The 21,003-nt window shown below is 73.2% G+C and carries 16 protein-coding genes and 1 pseudogene; 1 reads left to right on the plus strand and 16 read right to left on the minus strand.

What is annotated here, in order from left to right; genetic code table 11:
* Positions 1-292: 292 nt before the first annotated feature.
* From ACIO5E_RS16630 to ACIO5E_RS16695, 14 genes and pseudogenes are all read right to left on the minus strand, one after another.
* Positions 293-3,346, minus strand: a complete 3,054-nt coding sequence (locus ACIO5E_RS16630) for a helix-turn-helix transcriptional regulator (protein WP_400667975.1) — start codon at positions 3,344-3,346, stop codon at positions 293-295.
* Positions 3,347-3,480: 134 nt separating this feature from the next.
* Positions 3,481-3,639 carry a hypothetical protein gene (locus ACIO5E_RS16635; RefSeq protein WP_400667977.1) on the minus strand — a complete coding sequence of 53 codons (159 nt, stop codon included), beginning with the start codon at positions 3,637-3,639 and terminating at the stop codon, positions 3,481-3,483.
* A 244-nt stretch (positions 3,640-3,883) separates the two neighbouring features.
* Positions 3,884-5,395, minus strand: coding sequence for an Asp-tRNA(Asn)/Glu-tRNA(Gln) amidotransferase subunit GatB (gene gatB / locus ACIO5E_RS16640; RefSeq protein ID WP_280675849.1), 1,512 nt, complete (start codon positions 5,393-5,395; stop codon positions 3,884-3,886).
* Between the two features lie 77 nt (positions 5,396-5,472).
* Positions 5,473-5,733: a hypothetical protein gene (locus tag ACIO5E_RS16645; protein ID WP_280675851.1), complete on the minus strand. Its 261-nt coding sequence runs from the start codon at positions 5,731-5,733 to the stop codon at positions 5,473-5,475.
* Positions 5,730-7,223 (minus strand): Asp-tRNA(Asn)/Glu-tRNA(Gln) amidotransferase subunit GatA, encoded by a 1,494-nt coding sequence (gatA, locus tag ACIO5E_RS16650; protein WP_400667980.1) that lies wholly within the window; start codon positions 7,221-7,223, stop codon positions 5,730-5,732. Before gatA ends, ACIO5E_RS16645 begins: the two co-directional genes overlap by 4 nt.
* Positions 7,224-7,228: 5 nt before the next feature.
* The gene (gatC, locus tag ACIO5E_RS16655; protein ID WP_280675855.1) at positions 7,229-7,525 is read right to left on the minus strand and encodes an Asp-tRNA(Asn)/Glu-tRNA(Gln) amidotransferase subunit GatC; all 297 of its coding nucleotides are present in this window, start codon (positions 7,523-7,525) and stop codon (positions 7,229-7,231) included.
* 162 nt (positions 7,526-7,687) lie between these two features.
* Positions 7,688-9,448: pseudogene (locus tag ACIO5E_RS16660) on the minus strand (putative bifunctional diguanylate cyclase/phosphodiesterase); the annotation flags it as partial.
* Between the two features lie 358 nt (positions 9,449-9,806).
* Positions 9,807-12,101 (minus strand): NAD-dependent DNA ligase LigA, encoded by a 2,295-nt coding sequence (gene ligA / locus ACIO5E_RS16665; protein WP_400668727.1) that lies wholly within the window; start codon positions 12,099-12,101, stop codon positions 9,807-9,809.
* A gap of 22 nt (positions 12,102-12,123) precedes the next feature.
* Positions 12,124-13,134: a methionine synthase gene (locus ACIO5E_RS16670; RefSeq protein WP_400667982.1), complete on the minus strand. Its 1,011-nt coding sequence runs from the start codon at positions 13,132-13,134 to the stop codon at positions 12,124-12,126.
* An 86-nt stretch (positions 13,135-13,220) separates the two neighbouring features.
* Positions 13,221-13,910, minus strand: a complete 690-nt coding sequence (locus tag ACIO5E_RS16675; RefSeq protein ID WP_400667985.1) for an SDR family oxidoreductase — start codon at positions 13,908-13,910, stop codon at positions 13,221-13,223.
* Positions 13,911-13,923: 13 nt separating this feature from the next.
* The gene (locus ACIO5E_RS16680) at positions 13,924-14,448 is read right to left on the minus strand and encodes a TIGR00730 family Rossman fold protein (protein ID WP_400667987.1); all 525 of its coding nucleotides are present in this window, start codon (positions 14,446-14,448) and stop codon (positions 13,924-13,926) included.
* 91 nt (positions 14,449-14,539) lie between these two features.
* Positions 14,540-15,727, minus strand: a complete 1,188-nt coding sequence (locus tag ACIO5E_RS16685) for an alpha/beta hydrolase family protein (protein WP_400667989.1) — start codon at positions 15,725-15,727, stop codon at positions 14,540-14,542.
* 109 nt (positions 15,728-15,836) lie between these two features.
* A complete protein-coding gene (gene mnmA / locus ACIO5E_RS16690) occupies positions 15,837-16,973 on the minus strand; it encodes a tRNA 2-thiouridine(34) synthase MnmA (protein WP_400667991.1) in 1,137 nt (378 codons plus the stop codon).
* A gap of 61 nt (positions 16,974-17,034) precedes the next feature.
* Positions 17,035-18,216: a cysteine desulfurase family protein gene (locus ACIO5E_RS16695; RefSeq protein ID WP_400667994.1), complete on the minus strand. Its 1,182-nt coding sequence runs from the start codon at positions 18,214-18,216 to the stop codon at positions 17,035-17,037.
* A gap of 256 nt (positions 18,217-18,472) precedes the next feature.
* On the opposite strand from ACIO5E_RS16695, the gene ACIO5E_RS16700 reads away from it, so the two are divergent.
* On the plus strand, positions 18,473-19,261 hold the full coding sequence (locus tag ACIO5E_RS16700; protein WP_400667996.1) for an IclR family transcriptional regulator: 789 nt from the start codon (positions 18,473-18,475) through the stop codon (positions 19,259-19,261).
* Here the strand turns inward: ACIO5E_RS16700 and ACIO5E_RS16705 are convergent.
* Both ACIO5E_RS16705 and ACIO5E_RS16710 read right to left on the minus strand, forming a co-directional pair.
* Positions 19,167-19,826, minus strand: a complete 660-nt coding sequence (locus tag ACIO5E_RS16705) for a trimeric intracellular cation channel family protein (RefSeq protein ID WP_400667999.1) — start codon at positions 19,824-19,826, stop codon at positions 19,167-19,169. The genes ACIO5E_RS16700 and ACIO5E_RS16705 overlap by 95 nt on opposite strands.
* Positions 19,827-19,956: 130 nt before the next feature.
* On the minus strand, positions 19,957-21,003 hold the full coding sequence (locus ACIO5E_RS16710; RefSeq protein ID WP_400668002.1) for an ABC transporter ATP-binding protein: 1,047 nt from the start codon (positions 21,001-21,003) through the stop codon (positions 19,957-19,959).

The raw sequence follows: 21,003 nt of genomic DNA on the forward strand, positions 1-21,003 counted from the left end.
GCCTGGCGCCCCGTCAGGACGGCGGCCCAGGGGGTGGGCGGCCTTCCGGTCGCCGCACCGCACCGATGTTCCCAATCGGGACCCTACACCAAATCCGTCACTCAATGACACGCACACTCAACTTAGAGTAATGGCGGGAGGGTAGGGAAATGCACCTGATTCCGGCGGATCGGCCCGGTTGGCGGCGGCGCTCGGCCGGGGGCTCACACGGCGCGCACAGAAGCACGTGACGGCGCCCGGCCTCCGGGCCCCGGACCGGCGACGGTCGGGGGCCCGGCGCCGGGCGCGTGGGTCAGCGGACGGCCGGGGTCAGATCGTCCGGGAACAGCCGCAGCCGGTGCGCCAGCGCGGCCGCCTCACCCCGGCCGGTGACCGCGAGCTTGCCCAGGATGTTGGAGACGTGCACGCTCGCGGTCTTCGGAGAGATGTACAGCTCCTCCGCGATCTGCCGGTTGGTCCAGCCGCGTGCGAGCAATCGGAGCACGTCCCGCTCACGGGGGGTGAGGCCGAAGGACTCCCCGGCGGACGGGGCCACGGCCGGCCCCGCGGCCGGGCGTGCGGCCGGCGCCGGGGTCAGCGTCAGCCCGGCCCGGTCGGCCAGCCCCGCGATCTCCGCCAGTAGCGGGCGGTCGCCCCGGACGGTGGCCAGCTCCCGCGCCTCGCGCAGCAGTTCGGTCCCGGCCTCGCGCCGCCCGGCCTGCACCTCGGCCTCGCCGGCCCGCAGCAGGGCCACCGCCAGCGGGTACGGCAGCCCGGTCGGCCGCAGCGCGGCGACCGCGGCGGCCCACTGCGCCGGGGTGTCGGCGGCCTCGGCGCGGGCCAGTTCGCCCTCCAGCAGTCGGGCCCAGCCGTGGTGCAGCGGCGCCCGCGGCCGGAGCCGGGTGGCCGCCTCGGCGATCGCGGCCAGCACCTCGGCCCGGCCCGCCACGGCCTCCGGCAGGCCCCGGCTGTCCGCCTCCACCGCGGCGGCCTCGACCAGCAGCGGGTACACGTCGGACTCGTGGCCGAGCCGCCCCTCCTCCGCCAGCGCGGCGAGCAGTTCCTCCCGGGCCTCCAGCGGCCGCCCGCCGAGCGCGGCGACCCGCACCGCCAGCCGGCTGATCGGCATGCTGTGCTGGAGCTGGCCGACCCGGTTGGCCGTCCGGGCCTGCGCCAGCATGGTCGCCGCGCCGGCCAGGTCCCCGCGCAGCACGGCGAGGTCGCCGCGCATCCGGTCCAGGAACTCGGCGTGGGTGCCGGTCAGGCTGGTCAACTCGCAGGCGGCGAGCACCTCCTCGGCCTCCGCGGCCCGCCCGAGGTCGGTCAGCGCCTCGGCCAGGTTGCCGGTCAGGATGGTGCCGATGTTGCGCAGCAGGCCGTTGCCGTCCGCGAAGACCAGGCCCTCGCGGGCCAGCGCCACCGCCTCCTCGGCCCGGCCCAGCCCGCGCTGCAGGCTGGCCAGGTTGTTGACGCCGCGCAGCAGCAGGTCGGGCACGCCCAGCCGGCGGGCCGTCTCGACCGCCCCGGCCAGTTCGGCCAGCCCGCCCTCGGCGTCGCCCTGCACGTCGTACCGCAGGCCGCCGAGCGTCATCCGGGCGTGCACCTCGACGGAGTGCGCACCGACCTCCTGGGCGATCCGGATCGCCCGCTCGGCGAGTCCGAGGTGCTCGGGGCCGGGTTTCTTGAGCATCGCCACCCCGGCGCCGAGCGCGAACACCTCGGCCTGGACGGCGGACGGCGGCAGGTGGTCGACCAGCCGGTGCGCGTACAGGATCTCCTCGTCGTCCCCGGAGCGGCGCAGATTGCCCAGCATCCGGGCCCGGTTGATCCGGAACCAGGCCGCGCGCACCGGGTGCACCGTCTCGTCGACCAGCCGCAGCCCCCGCCTGGCGAGGCTCAGTCCGCGCTCGCGGTCGCCACAGCGCCGGGCCGCGACCACCGCCTCGGCCAGGACGTCGATCAGCTGGATCCGGTCGCAGTCCTCGTCGGCGGTGCTGTGGTCGCAGGAGCCCGGCGGGTAGGTCTCGGCCCAGTCGTACGGGCGCAGGGTGTGCGCCAGCACCTCCTCGGAGACCATGTCCCACAGCTCCAGGGCGCGTTCCAGCATGCCCAGTTGCTCGGCGAAGGCGTTGCGGCGCCGGGCCGCGCGGGCGGCGTCCAGGGCGGTCGGCAGGGCGCGGGCCGGATCGTGCGCGTGGTACCAGTAGTTGGCCAACCGGGCGGGCAGGGCGTCACAGGAGACCAGGTGCGGCTGCGCCTCCACGGCGAGCGCGAACTTGCGGTTGATCCGGTGCCGCTCGCCGGGCAGCAGGTCGTCCGAGACGGCCTCGCGGACCAGCGCGTGCCGGAAGCGGTAGCCCTCGCCGTCGCCGTCCGGGCGCAGGATGTTGGCGCCGACGGCCGCCCGCAGCGCCTCGATCAGCGCCTCCTCGTCGTCGTCCAGGACGGCCGCCAGCAGGGCGTGTTCGACGTGCGAGCCGCCCTCGGCGGCGATCCGCACCACCCGCTGGGCCTCCTCGTCCAGGGTCTCCACCCGGACCAGCAGGATGTCGCGCAGCGAATCGGTGAGCCCGGCGCCGCAGCCGTCCTCGAAGGCGGTGGCCAACTCCTCGACGAAGAACGGGTTCCCCTCGGAGCGGCGGTGGATGCGGTCCACCAGCTTCCGGTCGGGGTCGGCGGTGCCGAGGATGCCGGCCAGCTGGGCGGCGACCTCGCCGCGGCCGAACCGCTCCAGCTCCAGCCGCTGGACGGTGCGCAGCCGTTCGAGCTCGGCCAGGAAGGGGCGCAGCGGGTGCCGGCGGTGCAGGTCGTCGGAGCGGTAGGTGGCGACCAGCAGCACCCGGGAGCGGTGCAGGGTGCGGACCAGGAAGGCGAGCAGCTCGCGGGTGGAGCGGTCGGACCAGTGCAGGTCCTCGACGGCGAAAACGAGGGTACGCTCCGCGCCGAGCCGCTCGAACAGCCTCGCGGTGTGCTCGAACAGCCGGGCCCGGCCGTACTCGTCGTTCGGCTCCCCGTCGGCCTCGCCGAACTCGGGCAGCAGCCGGGCCAGATGCCCCTCGCTGCCGACAGCCGCGGCCTCCAGCTCCGCGCCCAGCGAGCGGTGCAGTCGGCGCAGCGCGCCGGCCAGCGGGGCGTACGGCAGGCCCTCGGCGCCGATCTCCAGACAGCCGCCGAGCGTGGTGACCGCTCCCCCGTCGCCGGCCCGCTTCAGGAACTCCTCCAGCAGGCGGGTCTTGCCGACGCCCGCCTCGCCGCCGATCAGCACCGCCTGCGGGCTGCCGGAGCCGGCCCGGCGCAGCGCGTCGGTCAGTTCGGTGATCTCGCTGCCGCGGCCGACGAAGACGGGACTCACCGATATCTGCTGCATGGAGGCGAGCATGCCATAGCCGGAGCCGGCGGGCCGAGCGGATATCCCGCCCCGTGGATGCCCGGAGGGGGAGGCGCTCCCCCGCAGCGCCTCCCCCTCGGATGTTCCCTCGGCACCGTCATGGTGCCGGTCCGTCAGCATTCCGGCTGACGCACGGGGCGCCGCTGGAAGCGGGCGGCCACCGGACGCTGCCGCAGGCGGCGCCCCTCCTTGGCCTCGCGCACCAGGCGCTGGTGCTCGGCGCGGGCGGCAAGCTCGTGGGCCTGCTGCTGGATGAGCTCGTACTCGATCACTTCGGTTCCCCTTGTGGGTCTCACTGCGTTTCGCTGTCGAGTAAGAGCTTCCTCTCCCAGAGGGGGGTGCCACATCGGAAGCCCTACCGATCTTCCGGGCCCCGGATGCCTTAGATCGGGGCCCGGGGGACGACAAAGGCCCGGTCTTACCTCGATACAGAGGTGAGACCGGGCCTTAGGCCTTACTTAGAGGGCCTTAGATGCCTTAGACACCTTAGGAACCTCAGGCAGAGGCACCCAGCGCCTACTGTCCTTCCACGCCCAGCCGCTCCAGGATCAGGTCCTTGACGCGGGCCGCGTCGGCCTGGCCGCGGGTGGCCTTCATGACCGCGCCGACCAGCGCGCCGACCGCCGCGACCTTGCCGTCGCGGATCTTGGCGGCGATCGCCTCGTTGTCGGCGATGGCCTGGTCGACGGCGGCGCCGAGCGCGGAGTCGTCCGAGACGACGGCCAGGCCGCGCTTCTCGACGACCTCGTCCGGCTCGCCCTCGCCGGCCAGCACGGCCTCGATGACCTGGCGGGCCAGCTTGTCGTTCAGCTTGCCCTCGGCGACCAGCGCGGTGACCCGGGCGACCTGCGCCGGGGTGATCGGCTGCTCGCTCAGCTCGGTGCCGGTCTCGTTGGCCCGGCGGGCCAGCTCGCCCATCCACCACTTGCGGGCCTGGTCGGCCGGGGCACCGGCGGCGATGGTCTCCAGGATCGGCTCGACGGCGCCGGCGTTCAGCACCGACTGCATGTCCTTGTCGGACAGGCCCCACTCGGCCTGCAGCCGCGCCCGGCGCACCCGCGGCAGCTCCGGCAGGCCGGCGCGCAGCTCCTCGACCCACGCGCGGGCGGGGGCGATCGGCACCAGGTCCGGCTCGGGGAAGTAACGGTAGTCCTCGGCGTTGTCCTTGATCCGGCCCGAGGTGGTGGAGCCGTCCTCCTCGTGGAAGTGCCGGGTCTCCTGGACGATCGTGCCGCCGTCGGTCAGCACGGTGGCGTGCCGCTGGATCTCGAACCGGGCGGCCCGCTCCACGCTGCGCAGCGAGTTGACGTTCTTGGTCTCCGAGCGGGTGCCGAAGGTCTCGGTGCCGTTGGGGCGCAGCGACAGGTTGACGTCGCAGCGCATCTGGCCCTTGTCCATCCGGGCCTCGGAGACGCCCAGCGCCTTGATCAGCTCACGCAGTTCGGCGACGTACGCCTTGGCGACCTCGGGGGCGCGCTCGCCGGCGCCGACGATCGGCTTGGTGACGATCTCGATCAGCGGGATGCCGGCCCGGTTGTAGTCGAGCAGCGAGTGGGTGGCGCCGTGGATGCGGCCGGTGGCGCCGCCGACGTGGCTGGACTTGCCGGTGTCCTCCTCCATGTGGGCGCGCTCGATCTCCACGCGGAAGGTCGAGCCGTCCTCCAGCTGCACGTCGAGGTAGCCGTTGAAGGCGATCGGCTCGTCGTACTGCGAGGTCTGGAAGTTCTTGGGCATGTCCGGGTAGAAGTAGTTCTTCCGAGCGAACCGGCACCACTCGGCGATCTCGCAGTTCAGCGCCAGGCCGATCTTGACGGCCGACTCCACGCCGATCGCGTTGACCACCGGCAGCGAGCCCGGCAGGCCCAGGCAGGTCGGGCAGGTCTGGCTGTTCGGCTCGGCGCCCAGCTCGGTCGAGCAACCGCAGAACATCTTGGTCTTGGTACCCAGCTCGACGTGGACCTCAAGGCCCATCACCGGGTCGTACGACGCGAGAGCGTCCTCGTAGGAGACCAGGTTCATGACGCTCACAGCGTCCCCTTCACTAAAAGACTTGGGAGGTACGGGCCCGGCCGCCGCTCGCGCGGGGCCGGGCCGGGGCGCTCAGCTCAGCCCAGCAGTACGTCGTCGGAGCCGAGCCGGCGCAGCTCGCGCACCAGCAGGGCGGTGCCGGTGATCAGCGCGGCGGCGCCGACCAGGGCGTTGACCAGCTTGAGGGTGTCGCTCTCCTCGCGGGCCTTGCGGACGTCCTTGACGACGGAGACCGCGCCGAAGGCGCTGCTGCCGATGGACAGCCAGAGACCGGGCTTCGAGTGCTTGAAACCCTTGAGCGAAGCGGACTGGGCCTTGGCCTTCTCGATCTTGCTCACAGAGCCGGTGCCTCCTCCAGCAGGGTGTGCCCCCACTTGTCGTTGAGTGCGGCCTCGACGGCGCCGCCCACCCGGTACAGGCGGTCGTCCGCCATCGCGGGCGCGATGATCTGCAGGCCGACCGGGAGATTGTCCTCCGGGGCCAGGCCGACCGGCAGCGACATGGCCGCGTTGCCCGCGAGGTTCGACGGGATCGTGCAGAGGTCGGCCAGGTACATCGCCATCGGGTCGTCGGCGCGCTCGCCGATCGGGAAGGCGGTGGTCGGCGTGGTCGGCGAGACCAGCACGTCCACGCCCGCGAAGGCGGCGTCGAAGTCGCGCGAGATGAGGGTGCGGACCTTCTGGGCCGAGCCGTAGTAGGCGTCGTAGTAGCCCGAGGAGAGGGCGTAGGTGCCCAGGATGATGCGACGCTTGACCTCGTCGCCGAAGCCGGCCTCGCGGGTCAGCGCGGTGACCTCCTCGGCCGAGCGCGAGCCGTCGTCGCCCACCCGCAGGCCGTAGCGCATCGCGTCGAAGCGGGCCAGGTTGGACGAGGCCTCACTGGGTGCGATCAGGTAGTACGCCGGCAGCGCCAGGGTGAAGGACGGGCAGGACACCTCGACGACCTCGGCACCCAGCTCGCGCAGCAGCTCGACCGACTCGTTGAAGCGCTGCATCACGCCGGCCTGGTAGCCCTCGCCGGCGAACTCCTTGACCACGCCGATCCGCATGCCGCGCACGTCGCGCAGCTTCGCGGCCTCGACCACGGCCGGGACGGGCGCGTCGATCGAGGTGGAGTCCAGCGGGTCGTGCCCGGCGATGGCCTCGTGCAGCAGCGCCGCGTCCAGCACGGTGCGGGCGCACGGGCCGCCCTGGTCCAGCGAGGACGAGAAGGCGACCAGTCCGTAGCGGGACACCGAGCCGTAGGTCGGCTTGACACCGACGGTGCCGGTGACGGCGCCGGGCTGGCGGATCGAGCCGCCGGTGTCGGTGCCGATCGCCAGCGGGGCCTCGAAGGCGGCCAGCGCCGCGGCCGAGCCGCCGCCGGAGCCGCCGGGGATACGGGAGAGGTCCCACGGGTTGCCGGTCGTGCCGTAGGCGGAGTTCTCGGTGGAGGAGCCCATCGCGAACTCGTCCATGTTGGTCTTGCCGAGGATGACGACGCCGGCGTCCTTGAGACGGCTGGTCAGCGTGGCGTCGTACGGCGGGATCCAGCCTTCGAGGATCTTGGAGCCGCAGGTGGTCGGGATGCCCTCGGTGGTGAAGACGTCCTTCAGCGCGAGCGGGACGCCGGCCAGCGGGCCCAGCTCCTCGCCCTTGGCGCGCTTCTCGTCGACGGCCCTGGCGGCCTTCAGCGCGCCCTCGGTGTCCACGTGCAGGAAGGCGTTGACCTTCTTGTCGACGGCGTCGATGCGGTCCAGGTGCGCCTGCGCGACCTCGACCGCGGACACCTCGCCCTTGGCGATGGCGGAGGCCGTCTCGGCGGCGGTGTAACGGATCAGCTCGGTCATCTCGGTCAGTCCTCCCCGAGGATCTGCGGCACACGGAAACGCTGCTCCTCGGCGGCCGGAGCGCCGGACAGCGCCTGGTCCGGGGTGAGCGACGGCCGCACCTCGTCCGCGCGCATGACGTTGGTCAGCGGGAGCGGGTGGGAGGTCGGCGGGACGTCCTGTCCGGCGACCTCGGAAACGCGGGCGACCGCGCCGATGATCACGTCGAGCTGCTCGGCGAAGTGGTCCAGCTCTTCGGGCTTCAGCTCAAGACGCGACAGCCGGGCGAGGTGGGCGACCTCCTCGCGCGTGATGCCAGGCATGCAGCGATCCTCAGGGTGAGTTCTGGTGAGACCCGGCACCGCGCTCAGGCGGTACCGGGCCCGGGCAGGAGCAACCGGTCCGGTGCTCCGTCCTCGTGGTCTTTGGACCCATCCTATGGGGCCCGGCCCGGCCACCGGCCAACGAGTCAGCGCGCGCGCCCGTCACTGCGGCCTGGTACGGGCCCAACCCTGCGTGCCCGGCGCCTTGATCTCCAGCTGCGCGGCCGGCACCGGCTGGGGCACCGGACCGGTCTGGACGGCCTGGACGGCGGGCGGCAGCACCGGCGGGAGGGTCGGGGGCAGCATCGGCGGGAGGGCGGGCTGGACGACCGGCGGCAGCACCGGCTGGCCCCCCTGCATCGCCCGGAGGGCCGACGGCAGCTGGCCGCGCGAGGCCGCCAGCCGCTCCACCGGCGGGGCGCCGGTGCGGTGCACCCGCAGCCAGGCGGTGGCCTGCTCGGCCGGCAGCGCCGCCGACACCAGCCAGCCCTGGACGGCGTCCACGCCCATGCAGTGCAGCCGCTCCCAGGTCTCGTCGTCCTCGACGCCCTCGGCGACCACGGTCAGGCCCAGCGAGTGGGCGAGCTCGACCGAGCAGCGCACCACCGCCGCGTCGTGGTCGTCGGCGACCATCCGGGAGACGAAGGAACGGTCGATCTTCAACTCGCCGACCGGCAGGCTGCGCAGCCGCACCAGTGAGGAGTGGCCGGTGCCGAAGTCGTCCAGGGACATCCCGACGCCGTAGCCGCGCAGTTCGGCCAGGGTGTCGGCGGCGCGCCGGGAGTCGTCCAGCAGCAGCCGCTCGGTGATCTCCAGCTGGAGCGCGTGGGCCGGCACCTGGTGGCGGACGAGGTGGCCGGCGACGCGCTGCGCGAAGCCGGGGTTGAGCACGTCGCGCGGGGAGACGTTGACCGCGACCTGCACCTGCAGGCCCTGGTCCCGCCAGTAGGCGAGCTGCCCGACGGCGGCCTCCAGCACGTAGTCGGTGAGCCGGGGCATCAGGCCGCTGGACTCGGCGAGCCCGACGAACTCGTCCGGCGAGACCCTGCCCTGGCCGGGCCGCTCCCAGCGCAGCAGTGCCTCCAGGCCGACCACCCGGCCGTCGAAGGCCACCTTGGGCTGGTAGTGCAGCTGCACCTCACCGGTCTCCAGGGCCCGCCGCAGATCGCCGAGCAGCCCTATCCGGTACGGCGTGTCGGCGTCCTGGGCCTCGTCGTACTGCGCGACGCCGCTGCAACCGCGCTGGGCGTGGCCCATCGCCACGTCGGCGCGGCGCAGCAGCGACTCGGCGTCCTGGGCGTGCTGCGGGTAGACGCAGACCCCGGCGCTGGCCTCCAGCACGAGCAGCAGTCCGTCCAGCCGGATCGGCGCGGCGAGTTCGGCGATCAGCGCCTTGGCGACCCGCTCCAGGCTGTCCGGGCAGTTGATGCCGGGCAACAGCACGGCGAACTCGTCGCCGCCCATCCGGGCCACCATCGGGCGGCCGCGCCGGTAGTGCCGGGGCAGGCCGGCGAAGACGTCGTCGATGGACTCCCGGGTGGCGCTGCCGGCCGGACCGCCGGAGCGCAGCGCGCGGTGCAGCCGACGGGCGATGTGCACCAGCAGCCGGTCGCCGGCGGTGTGACCGAGGGTGTCGTTGAGCGATCGGAAGCGATCGAGATCAAGCAGGATGAGACCGACGCTGTAGCCGTCCTCACGCTCCGCTATCGCCTCCTGAGCGGCCATCAGCAGCGCCTGACGGTTGGGCAGGTCCGTCAGCGGGTCGGTCAGCTGGTCGCGGGCGCGGTCGCGGGCGATCCGCCAGGCGGCGACCAGCACCGCCAGCGGCACCGCGAACAGCGGCAGCAGTTCGGGTTCGTACCGGTAGACCAGGACGGCCAGCGGGATGAGCGGCGCTGCACCGGCCAGCAGCACGCCGAGCAGCAGGACCGCACCCGCCACCCCCTGCGGCGGGCGTGTGGGCGCACCGCCGGTCGTACGATCCATAAGCCCTGTCCTCCGTCGGGCCCGCCCCGTCAGGCCGCCGTACGGTGAGGCACCGTGCCGGTACCGACTGCTGCCGGGCATGGAGCGACCCCGCGGAGTACCGGCTCAGCCGGTGCCCCCACCCCTGCTGACACTCTGTTGCGCTCCAGGGTATGCCGGGGTCCACCCGGTGGGCAGACTTTCGGACAACCGGAAACGCGCCACCGCGCCCGGATGTCGCACAGTGACACAATGCCCGCTTTCACGGCGCGACACCCGGTGACGTTGCATCAGGACGATAACAAGACGGATTCGGTCAGGCGCCGGTCGGGTCGGCCTCCGGGGCGGTCTCGGCGGGGGCCTGCTCGACCTCGGGCAGGCCGAGGTGGGCGCGGGCCGCGGCCGCTCCGTCGGCGAGCAGCACGGCGAAACCGGCGTCGTCCAGGACCGGCAGGCCGAGCTGAACGGCCTTGTCGTACTTGGACCCAGGGTTGTCACCCGCGACGAGGAAATCGGTCTTCTTCGACACCGAACCGGTCACCTTCGCGCCGCGCGAGGTCAGCGCCTCCTTGGCCCCGTCCCGGGTGTGCCCGGCCAGGGTGCCGGTCACCACCACCGTCAGGCCCTCCAGCGGACGCTCGCCGAGCTCCTCGTCGGCGAACTCCTCGGTGAAGCGGACACCGGCCTCGCGCCACTTCTCCAGGATGCCCCGGTGCCACTCCTCCGCGTACCACTCCTTGATCGAGCGGGCGATGGTCGGACCGACGCCCTCGACCGCCGCCAGCTCCTCCTCGCTCGCCTCGAAGATCTTCTCCAGGTCGCGGAACTCGCGCGCCAGCTCCTGGGCCGCCACCGGACCGACGTGGCGGATCGACAGGCCGTTGACGAACCGCGCCAGCGGGCGCTGCCTGGCCTGGTCGAGGTTGTCGAGCAGCGTCCGGAGCGACTTCTTCGGCTCGCCCTTGGTGGTGGCGAAGAAGAACACCTCCTTCTGCTTGCCGGTCTTGTCGTCCAGCTTGGGCATGCCCGTCTTCGGGTCCCGGACCAGCACCTTGATCGGCAGCAACTGCTCCTCGGTGAGGCCGAAGACGTCGCCCTCGTTGCGCACCGGCGCCTCGGCCGGCTCCAGCGGCTGGGTCAGCGCGGTGGCCGCGACGTAACCGAGGCCCTCGACGTCCAGGCACTGCCGCCCGCCCAGGAAGGCGATCCGCTCGCGGATCTGAGCCGGGCAGAACTGCGCGTTCGGGCAGCGCAGATCGATGTCGCCCTCGGCCATCGGGCGCAGCTCGGCGCCGCACTCGGGGCAGTGCGAGGGCATCACGAACTCCCGCTCGCCGCCGTCCCGCAGGTCGTAGACCGGGCCGAGGATCTCCGGGATGACGTCACCGGCCTTGCGCAGCACCACGGTGTCGCCGAGCAGGACGTCCTTGGCCTTGACGATCTGCTGGTTGTGCAGGGTCGCGTACTGGACCATCGAACCGGCCACCTTCACCGGCTCGGCCAGCACCGCGAACGGGGTGGCCCGGCCGGTGCGGCCGATGCCGACCTTGATCTCGGCCAGCTTGCCGGTGACCTCCTCCGGCGGGTACTTCCAGGCGATCGCCCAGCGCGGGGACTTGGAGGTGGCGCCCAGCCGGCCCTGCAGGGCGATCTCGTCGACCTTCACCACCACGCCGTCGATCTCGTGCTCGACCGAGTGCCGCTGCTCGCCGAAGTGCCGGATGAACGCCCGCACCTCGTCGAGGGTCTTCACCACCTTGTTGTGCCGGGCGGTGGGCAGGCCCCAGTCGTGCAGCAGCCGGTAGGCGTGCGACTGGTTGTCGATGTCGAAGCCGACCCGGGCGCCGATGCCGTGCACCACCATGTGCAGCGGGCGGGACGCGGTGACGTGCGGGTCCTTCTGGCGCAGCGAACCGGCGGCGGCGTTGCGGGGGTTCATGAACAGCCGGATCAACGCCCGGGGCCGCTTGCCCTCCTTGGCGCGCTCCTCGTTCTCCTGCCGGCGGCGCTCGTTCTCCTCCGCGAACGAGGCGTTGAGCGCGTCGAACTCCTCGGTCGGGAAGTAGACCTCGCCGCGGATCTCCACCAGCTCCGGGATGTCGTCGCCCTTGAGCTGGTGCGGGATCTCCTTGATGGTGCGGACGTTCGCGGTGATGTCCTCGCCGACCCGGCCGTCGCCGCGCGTCGCCGCCTGCACCAGGTGGCCGTTCTCGTAGGTGAGGTTGACCGCCAGGCCGTCCACCTTGAGCTCGCACAGGTAGTGGTAGTCGATGCCGTGCAGTTCGGTGGCGACCCGCTCGGCCCAGGCGGCGAGCTCCTCCTCGTCCATCGCGTTGTCGAGGCTGAGCAGCCGCTCGCGGTGCTCGACGGCGGCGAACAGCTCGGTCGGCGCACCGCCGACCCGCTGGCTCGGCGAGTCCGGCGTCACCAGGGCCGGGTGCTCGGCCTCCAGCGCCTCCAGCTCGCGCATCAGGGCGTCGAACTCGGCGTCGCTGACGACCGGGGCGTCCTGCTCGTAGTACCGGGCGCGGTGCTCGGTGATCTCCACGGCCAGCTCGGCGTGCCGCCTGCGCACCTCCGCCGGGACGTCCTCCCAGCCCTCGACAGCCACCACCGCAAGCCCTCCTACGTTCTCATTCCGGGTTGTCCACCAGGCTCTGCGCCGCCCGCGCCGCAAGCGACAGCGCCTTGCGCGCGTACGCCGGGGAGGCCCCGGCCAGCCCGCAGGTCGGCGTCACCAGCACGCGTCGGCCCAGCAGCTCCGGGGCGAACCCGAGCCTGCGCCACAAGGTCCTGACACCCTGGACACTACCGGCCGGGTCGGACACCGCCTGGTCAGTGGAGGGCACGACACCGGCGAGGATCACCGTGCCCGCCTCGACCGCCTCGCCCAGGTCGTCGTCCTCCCGCCCGGTCAGCAGCGAGAAGTCCAGCGAGACGGCGGCCGCCCCGGCCCGGCGCAGCAGCGGGATCGGCACCTGCGGCGCGCAGCAGTGCACCACCACCGGCGCGTCCAGGCCGCGCACCACCTCGCGCAGCACCTCCTCGGCGACCTGCCGGTCCACCGAACGCAGCCGCTGGAAGCCGCTGGCGGTCTTCACCGCGCCGGCCAGCACGGCGGGCAGCGAGGGCTCGTCGAGCTGGAGCACCACCTCCGCGCCCGGCACCCGCCTGCGGACGTCGGCGAGGTGGCGGCGCAGCCCCTCGGTCAACGAGCCGGCGATGTCCCGGCAGGCGCCCTGGTCGGCGAGCGCCTTCTCGCCGTGCTTGAGCTCGATCGAGGCGGCCAGCGTCCACGGCCCGACCGCCTGCACCTTGAGCGCGCCCTGGTGGCCCTGGGTGAACTCCTCCAGCGCGTCCAGGTCCTCGCCCAGCCAGGAGTGCGCCCGCCGGGTGTCCCGGCCCGGCCGGTCGGTGAACCGCCAGCCGCTCGGCTCGGTCTGTGCGAACAGCTCGACCAGCAGCCCGGCACCGCGGCCGATCATGTCGGCGCCCGGCCCGCGGGCGGGCAGTTCGGGCAGGAACGGCAGCTGCTCCAGCGCTCCGGTGGAGGTCTTGGCGGCCTCCCGCGCGTCGGTGCCGGGCAGCGAACCGACGCCGGTGGCGGCGCCGCGCAGGTCGGGGAAGGGCTGTGGGGTGCTCACCCGCCCGAGCCTACCCACGAGGACGGCCCCGGTGCCGAGCGCGGGGCTCGGCACCGGGGCCGCCGGACGCATGCGCCGGACGGGCCCTATGCGCCCGGGCGGACGGTGATGTCGGTGATCTCCGCGTCGCGGGAGGCGTCGAGGGCGGCCAGGACGGCCTTCGCCACCGACTCGGGGGCGATCCAGCGGCTCTCGTCGTAGGCCTTGCCCTCCTGCTGGTGCACCTTGGCCTGCATCGCGGTGGCGGTGCGGCCCGGGTAGACCGAGGTGACCCGGACGCCGTTGGCGTGCTCCTCGTGGCGCAGTGCGTCGGCCAGCGCCTTCAGGCCGTGCTTGCTCGCCGCGTAGGCCGACCATTCGGCGTCGGAGCGCAGGCCGGCACCGGAGTTGACGAACACCATGTGCCCCTTGACCAGGCGCAGCGAGGGCAGCAGCAGCCTGGTCAGTTCGGCGGGGGCGACCAGGTTGACGTTGAGCGTCTCCTGCCAGGCCTTGACGGGCAGCTCGCCGACCGTGCCCAGCTCGACCATGCCGGCGACGTGCAGCACGGAGTCCAGCTCGACGGGCAGCGCCTGGTGGCCGAAGGCCCAGGAGAGCTTGGCCGGGTCGCCGAGGTCGCCGACCAGGGTGCGGGCGCCGGGGAAGCGCTCGCGCAGTTCGGTGGCGCGGCGGGCGTCGCGGGCCAGCAGCCAGAGGTCGTCGCCGCGTTCGGCGAGGTGCTCGGCGAGGACGGCGCCGATGCCGGAGCCGGCGCCGGTGATCAGGTGTACAGCCATGGTCCTGATCCTCTCAGGCCTTGAGCTGCGCGAACGCCTCGGCCGGGGTGTCGGCGAAGCCGATCAGCTCACCGAGCGGCCGGGGCAGGAAGCCCTCGGCGTCTATCCGCTCCAGCTGGGTGCGCAGGCCGGTGTAGAAGCCCTCGGTGTCGAGGACGATCACCGGCTTCGCGAACATCCCGTGCTTCTTGAGCTCCAGCACCTCGGTCACCTCGTCCAAGGTCCCCAGCCCGCCCACCAGGACGACGATGGCGTCCGCGCGGGCGGCCAACTCCGCCTTGCGCTCGGCCAGATCGGCGGTCATCACCAGCTCGTCCGCGCCGACGTACCCCTTGTGCTTCAGCATCTCGACCAGCACGCCGACCAGCCGGCCGCCCGCCGCCTTCACCTCGTCGGCGAGCAGCCCCATCAGCCCGGCGTTCGACCCACCCCACACCAGGGTGTGCCCGCCCTCCCCGAGGAGCCGGGCGAACTCGGCGGCGGGGGCGGTGTAACGGTCGTCGAGCGAGTACGCGGAGCAGAAGACAGTGATGTTCATAGTGCTGACTGGTCTATCACGCCCTGCCGCCCCCACTCACCGGCTTTGCGCCCCGGTGTCCGTCGAGCGGGGCGAGTTCCGCCACGACCTGTCACGGGTGCTGGAAGGACACCTCCGGGTTCGCCGCCGACGGGCCGTCGAGCAGGGGCTGGTCGATGCCCTTGAGCGTCCGGTCGAAGAAGGCCCCGACGTACTCCCGGGTCAGCTGCATCCCGCGCTCCGGCGAGGTGGTCGTCCCCGGAGGGGCAGGGATGCCGGCCTCGGCGGCCAGGACGGTGACGTCCGTGAAGCTGCCGTGGTTGGTGCCCGCGACGGTCACCCAGGGCTTGTAGCCGTCCCAGCCCGCCCAGGCCTGCCCCCATGACCCGTCCCCGCCGCCGGCGGAGTGGTCGCTCTCCTTCCCGAGCAGGAGGAACGAGCGGCCCTTGAGCGTGTCGGTCGGGACCGGCGGCCAGAACCTGCCGTCCATGTTCACCCCGGCGAGGATCCGCCGGTCCCCGGCCATCGCGTTGAGCGTCGACGCGCCGCCGATCGAGTGCCCGGCCATCCCGATCCGGTCCCGGTCGATCAGGTGGGACAGGCGCCAGACCGGGTGCTGCCCGGTCAGCTGGTCCAGGACGAAGGACACGTCCTTCGCCCGGCTGTCCGGGAGCGAGTCCGGCGCGCCGGTGTCGCACAGCGCGCAGCCCGGGGTGCTGCCGTCGGCGAGCGTCTCGCCGGAGTCCTCGTAGGTGTGACCGACCAGGGCCACGACGTAGCCGTGGCTGGCCAGGTCGGTCGCCAGACCGGTCAGCGTGGCGCGGGGGTTCTCGAAGCCGGGGGAGAGGACCACCAGCGGGAACTTCCCGTTTGCGGCCTTCGCGCCGGTGTAGGCGTGGGTCCTGATGTCCACGACGTCCTGCGGCTGGAGTCCGGTACCCGGCGGGACCCGCGTCGCCACGAAGCCCTGCGCTTCGCCGAGGGTCATGTACGGAGCGGGCTCGCCGCTGCCCTGCCGGGCCGGGTAGAACATCGACACCGCCAGCTGCCGCGGCCCCGCCGAGGGCACCCAGGGGTCGGTGCGGCTCCGGTCGGTCAGCCGCAGCACCTCCTCACCGGCCGCGTACTGCCCGGTCGGGCGGGGCAGCTCACCGTGGAAGGCGGCGGGGGTCGAGGCACCGGCGACAGCGGCGGGCGCGGTGGCGGACGGCGACGACGAGGCCATCGCGGCCCCGGCCATCGGGAGGGGCAGGGCGAGGACAAGGGCTGCGATGGCCGCGATACGGCGGGATCGGTTCATGGCTGTGAGATTAGGTTCGTGGCCCGGACCGTCGAATCAGCCCAATGGATGCAATCTCCGGCCGTGGTCATCCCGGGGATTCAGCGGCGTCATCCATCGTGATGACCGCTCAGGCGTGGATCGCCGGGCGCTCGGTGCTGGCGATGGTGGCCGAGCCGACGACGCGGGTGCCGTCGTACAGCACCACGGCCTGGCCGGGGGCGATGCCGCGGACGGGGGTGTCCAACTGCACCCGCAGCTCGCCGTCGACGACGGCGGCGGAGACCGGCACCTCCTCGCCGTGGGCGCGCAGTTGGGCGGTGTACCGGCCGTCGGCGAGCGGCTCGGTGCCGCACCAGCGCGGCCGGATCGCGGTGAGCCCGGTGACGTCCAGACCCTCCAGCGGGCCGACGGTCACGGTGTTGTTCACCGGGGAGATGTCGAGGACGTAGCGGGGCTTGCCGTCCGGGGCGGGGCGGCCGATCCGCAGGCCCTTGCGCTGGCCGATGGTGAATCCGTACGCGCCGTCGTGCTCGCCGAGCTTGGTGCCGTCGACGTCGAGGATGTCGCCGGTGGCGGTGCCGAGGTGCTTGGCCAGGAAACCCTGGGTGTCGCCGTCGGCGATGAAGCAGATGTCGTGGCTGTCCGGCTTCTTGGCAACGGCCAGGCCGCGGCGCTCGGCCTCCTCGCGGATGACGTCCTTGGTGGTGTCGCCGAGCGGGAAGAGGGAGTGGGCGAGCTGGTCGGCGTCGAGGACGCCCAAAACGTACGACTGGTCCTTCGCCGCGTCGACGGCGCGGTGGAGCTGGCGCTCCCCGGAGGGCAGGTCGACGATCCGGGCGTAGTGGCCGGTGCAGACCGCGTCGAAGCCGAGCGCGATCGCCTTGTCCAGCAGCGCGGCGAACTTGATCTTCTCGTTGCAGCGCAGGCAGGGGTTGGGGGTGCGGCCGGCCGCGTACTCGGCGACGAAGTCGTCGATGACGTCCTCGCGGAAGCGCTCGGCGAGGTCCCAGACGTAGAACGGGATGCCGATCACGTCGGCGGCGCGGCGGGCGTCCCGGGAGTCCTCGATGGTGCAGCAGCCGCGGGCGCCGGTGCGGAAGGACTGCGGGTTGGCGGACAGCGCCAGGTGGACGCCGGTCACCTCGTGCCCCGCTTCGGCGGCGCGGGCGGCGGCGACGGCGGAGTCGACGCCGCCGGACATCGCCGCGAGCACGCGCAGGCGGCCGGTGGACGGAGCGGTCGGGGCACCCGGGAAGTCAGTCATGATGGCTCCAAGCGTACGTCCTGCGGCCGCTGTTCCCGGAGCCGGCAACAGCGCGCGGTGGTCAGCGGCGCACCGCCGCCAGGCCCGCGTTGCGGGCCCGCTGGGCGGCCGGCCCGATGGCCTCGACCAGCGCCGTCACGTCCTCGCGCACCGAGGTGTGCCCGAGCGAGAACCGCAGCGAGGCCCGGGCCAGCAGCGGGTCGACGCCCATCGCGAGCAGCACGTGGCTGGGCTGCGGCACCCCCGCCGAGCAGGCCGAGCCGGTGGAGCACTCGATGCCCTGGGCGTCGAGCAGCATCAGCAGCGCGTCGCCCTCGCAACCGGGGAAGGAGAAGTGGGCGTTGGCGGGCAGCCGCCCCTCGGCGGCCGGATCGCCGTTGAGCACCGCGTCGGGGACGGCCGCCGCCACGGCGGCGATCAGCTCGTCGCGCAGTGCGCCGAGCGCGACCGCGTGCTCGGGCTGGCGCTCGACCGCGAGGGCCGCCGCGGCGGCGAAGCCGGCGGCGGCGGGCGCGTCCAGGGTGCCGGAACGGACGTCGCGCTCCTGGCCGCCGCCGTGCAGCAGCGGGACGGGCGTGGCGCCGCGGGTGAGCAGCAGCGCGCCGATGCCGAACGGGCCGCCGATCTTGTGCCCGGTGACGGTGAGCGCGGTGAGCCCCGACTCGGCGAAGGAGACCGGAACCTGACCGAGCGCCTGCACCGCGTCGGCGTGCATCGGGATGCCGTACTCGGCCGCCACGGCGGCGAGTTCGCGCACCGGCTGGACGGTGCCGACCTCGTTGTTGGCCCACATCACGGTGACCAGCGCGACGGACGCCGGGTCGCGCTCGATCGCCTCGCGCAGCGCCTGCGGGTGGACCCGGCCGAGCGGGTCGACCGGCAGGTACTCGACGTCGGCGCCCTCGTGCTCGGAGAGCCAGTGCACCGCGTCCAGCACCGCGTGGTGCTCGACCGGGCTGCACAGCACCCGGGTACGGACCGGGTCGGCGTCCCGGCGGGCCCAGTACAGGCCCTTGACGGCCAGGTTGTCGGACTCGGTGCCCCCGCCGGTGAGCACGATCTCGCTCGGTCGGGCGCCCAGCGAGTCGGCCAGCGACTCGCGGGCCTCCTCGACCACCCGGCGGGCCCGGCGGCCGGCCGCGTGCAGGGACGAGGCGTTGCCGACCACCCCCAGGTGCGCCGTCATCGCGGCGATCGCCTCGGGCAGCATCGGCGTGGTCGCCGCATGGTCCAGGTATGGCATAACCATCCGATTGTAGAGGGCGCTCCCCGGGCTGTAGAGGGCACTCCCGAGAGCCGTCCCGGTGTGCGCACCGATCCGGCCACAACGCGGCTCCCCGAGTGCGCCCACCGGACGGCGGTGTCCGGCACCCGTTTGACCCGCCGCGCGGCCGAGCGGTTAGCCTGGCGGACGCTTCCCGACGGGCAGGCTCTCCGGCCGCGCCCCCACGGACACCTCCCACGAACACTTCCCATCGGCGCGGACAGGAGGGGGCGCCATGTCGCAGTCGGTCGATCGCGCCCTGACCCTGCTCGGGTCCCTCGGCGACGGGCCGGTCACCCTGGAACAGGCCGCGACCAGCATCGGCGTGCACAAGTCCACCGCGCTGCGGCTGCTGCGCACCCTGGAGGAGCACGGCTTCGCGCAGCGCCAGCCCGATCTGCGCTACCGCCTCGGCGGCCGGGTGCTCTCGCTGGCCCACCGGGCGCTGGAGGAGATCGACGTCCGGCAGGTCGCCGCGCCGTACCTGGCGGCGCTCAACGCGCGCTGCGGCTACACCGTCCAGTTGGCCGTGCTGCAGGACGGCGAGGTGCTGTACCTGGACGAGGTGGCCGGGAGCTGGGCCGGGCCGGGCGCCGGGCGGGCGTCCCGGATCGGGCGGCGGGCACCGGCCGGCGGGACGGCGATCGGCCGGGTGCTACTGGCCGGGCTGCCCGAGGACGGCACCCCGGACGAGGAGTTGCCGGCCGAGCTGGTGGCGGTGCGGCGCCGGGGCTGGGCGGCGGAGTCGGCCGAGCACTTGGAGCCGGTGACCTGCGTGGCCGCGCCGGTGGCGGGCAGCGGCGGCCGGACGGTCGCGGCCTGCGCGCTGAGCGCCCCGGCGAGCCAGGTGCCGCCGGCCGAACTGGCCCGGATGGTGCCGGAACTGCTCTGCACGGCGGAGGCGATCTCGCTCGCGTACGGCGGCTCGCCTACTCCTCGCTGGTGCGAGAACCGTTGCGGCGCCAAGCCCGCGGGGCGCGCCAGCCGTACTTCAGGGCGAGCATCCGCAGCCCGAAGGCGGTGAGCGCGGCGGCGGTGCCGGTGGCACCGGTCAGCCGGTCGGTACCGATCAGCACCGCGACCAGGGCTGCGCCGACCAGGGCCGGCACGGCGTAGATCTCCCGGTCCCAGCGCAGCAGCGAGGGGATCTCGCCGGCCAGCACGTCGCGGATCACCCCGCCGCCGGCCGCGGTGACCATGCCGAGTGCGACGGCCGCCACCGCGCCGAGCCCGTAGTCGTGCGCCTTGGCGGTGCCGGTGACGCAGAACAGTCCGAGGCCGAGGGCGTCCAGGGTCTGCACCGCCCGGTTGATCCGCTCGACCTCGGGGTGCAGGAAGAACACCACCAGGCCCGCCACCAGCGGGGTGACGAAGTAGCCGAGGTTGCTGAAGGCGGCGACCGGGGTCGCGCCGATCACCAGGTCCCGGATCACACCGCCGCCGAGCGCGGTGACCTCGGCCAGCACCGCGATGCCGAAGATGTCCATGTTCTTGCGGACGGCGAGCAGCCCTCCGGAGAGGGCGAAGACGAAGATGCCGACGAGGTCCAGCGACTGCTGCACGTCGGAGGGGAAGATCTGCGAGGTCACCGGACAACTATGACCGGCGCAGACCTCCCCTCCGGACCGCGAGGTGTCAGACCGTGGCGGCCTGAAGATCAACGCCCTCGCGCTGCTCGGGGCGGGGTCAGCCGTTCCCCTCGCGCTGCTCGGGGCGGTGCTAGTCGTTCCCCTCGCGCTGCTCGGGGAAGTGACACGCCACCTGGTGCCCGGTCTTCAGCGCGGTCAGCGGCGGCTCCTGGCTCGCGCAGACGTCCTGGACCTTCCAGCAGCGGGTGCGGAAGCGGCAGCCGCTGGGCGGGTTGATCGGCGAGGGGACGTCGCCCTTGAGCAGGATCCGCTCGCGGCCGGCCCGCTGGCGCCGGCGCGGGTCGGGCACCGGCACCGCGGACATCAGCGCGTTGGTGTACGGGTGCATCGGGTTCGCGTACAGGGAGTCGCGGTCGGCGATCTCGACGATCTTGCCCAGGTACATCACCGCGACCCGGTCCGAGACGTGCCGGACCACCGAGAGGTCGTGCGCGATGATCAGGTACGTCAGGCCGAGTTCGCGCTGGAGGTCGTCCAGCAGGTTGACCACCTGCGCCTGGATGGAGACGTCCAGGGCCGAGACCGGCTCGTCCGCGACGACCATCTTCGGCTTCAGGGCGAGCGCCCGGGCGATGCCGATGCGCTGGCGCTGGCCGCCGGAGAACTCGTGCGGGTAGCGGTTGTAGTGCTCGGGGCTGAGCCCGCACAGCTCCAGCAGCTCCTGGACGGCCTTCTTGGTGCCGCCCTCGGTCGCCACCTTCTGCAGCCGGAACGGCGCGCCGACGATGGTGCCGACGGTGTGCCGCGGGTTGAGCGAGGAGTACGGGTCCTGGAAGATCATCTGGATGTCGCGGCGCAGTGGCCGCATCGCGCCGACGCCCAGGTGGGTGATGTCGGTGCCCTCGAACTCGATCTTCCCGCCGGTCGGTTCGTCGAGCCGGGTGATGAGCCGGCCCATGGTCGACTTGCCGCAGCCGGACTCGCCGACGACGCCGAGCGTCTCGCCGGCGTTGACGGTGAAGTCGATGCCGTCGACGGCCCGCACCGCACCGGTCTGACGCCGCAGCAGTCCGCCGCGGATCGGGAAGTGCCGGGTCAGGCCGGTCACCCGGAGCAGCGGCTCGCGGTCGGAGGCGGGCGCCGGCGAAGGGATCGTGGCCGCCTGAGTGTCCGTCAT

The sequence above is a fragment of the Kitasatospora sp. NPDC087314 genome (assembly GCF_044744365.1).
In the GTDB taxonomy this organism is placed as follows: domain Bacteria; phylum Actinomycetota; class Actinomycetes; order Streptomycetales; family Streptomycetaceae; genus Kitasatospora.

Bases quoted from the DNA above. Each gene is read 5' to 3' on its own strand.
- ACIO5E_RS16630 (WP_400667975.1), bottom strand. From the start codon at position 3,346: ATGCAGCAGATATCGGTGAGTCCCGTCTTCGTCGGCCGCGGCAGCGAG.
- gatA (WP_400667980.1), bottom strand. From the start codon at position 7,223: ATGACCGAGCTGATCCGTTACACCGCCGCCGAGACGGCCTCCGCCATC.
- gatC (WP_280675855.1), bottom strand. From the start codon at position 7,525: ATGCCTGGCATCACGCGCGAGGAGGTCGCCCACCTCGCCCGGCTGTCG.
- ACIO5E_RS16675 (WP_400667985.1), bottom strand. From the start codon at position 13,910: ATGGCTGTACACCTGATCACCGGCGCCGGCTCCGGCATCGGCGCCGTC.
- ACIO5E_RS16680 (WP_400667987.1), bottom strand. From the start codon at position 14,448: ATGAACATCACTGTCTTCTGCTCCGCGTACTCGCTCGACGACCGTTAC.
- ACIO5E_RS16685 (WP_400667989.1), bottom strand. From the start codon at position 15,727: ATGAACCGATCCCGCCGTATCGCGGCCATCGCAGCCCTTGTCCTCGCC.
- mnmA (WP_400667991.1), bottom strand. From the start codon at position 16,973: ATGACTGACTTCCCGGGTGCCCCGACCGCTCCGTCCACCGGCCGCCTG.
- ACIO5E_RS16695 (WP_400667994.1), bottom strand. From the start codon at position 18,216: ATGCCATACCTGGACCATGCGGCGACCACGCCGATGCTGCCCGAGGCG.
- ACIO5E_RS16700 (WP_400667996.1), top strand. From the start codon at position 18,473: ATGTCGCAGTCGGTCGATCGCGCCCTGACCCTGCTCGGGTCCCTCGGC.
- ACIO5E_RS16710 (WP_400668002.1), bottom strand. From the start codon at position 21,003: ATGACGGACACTCAGGCGGCCACGATCCCTTCGCCGGCGCCCGCCTCC.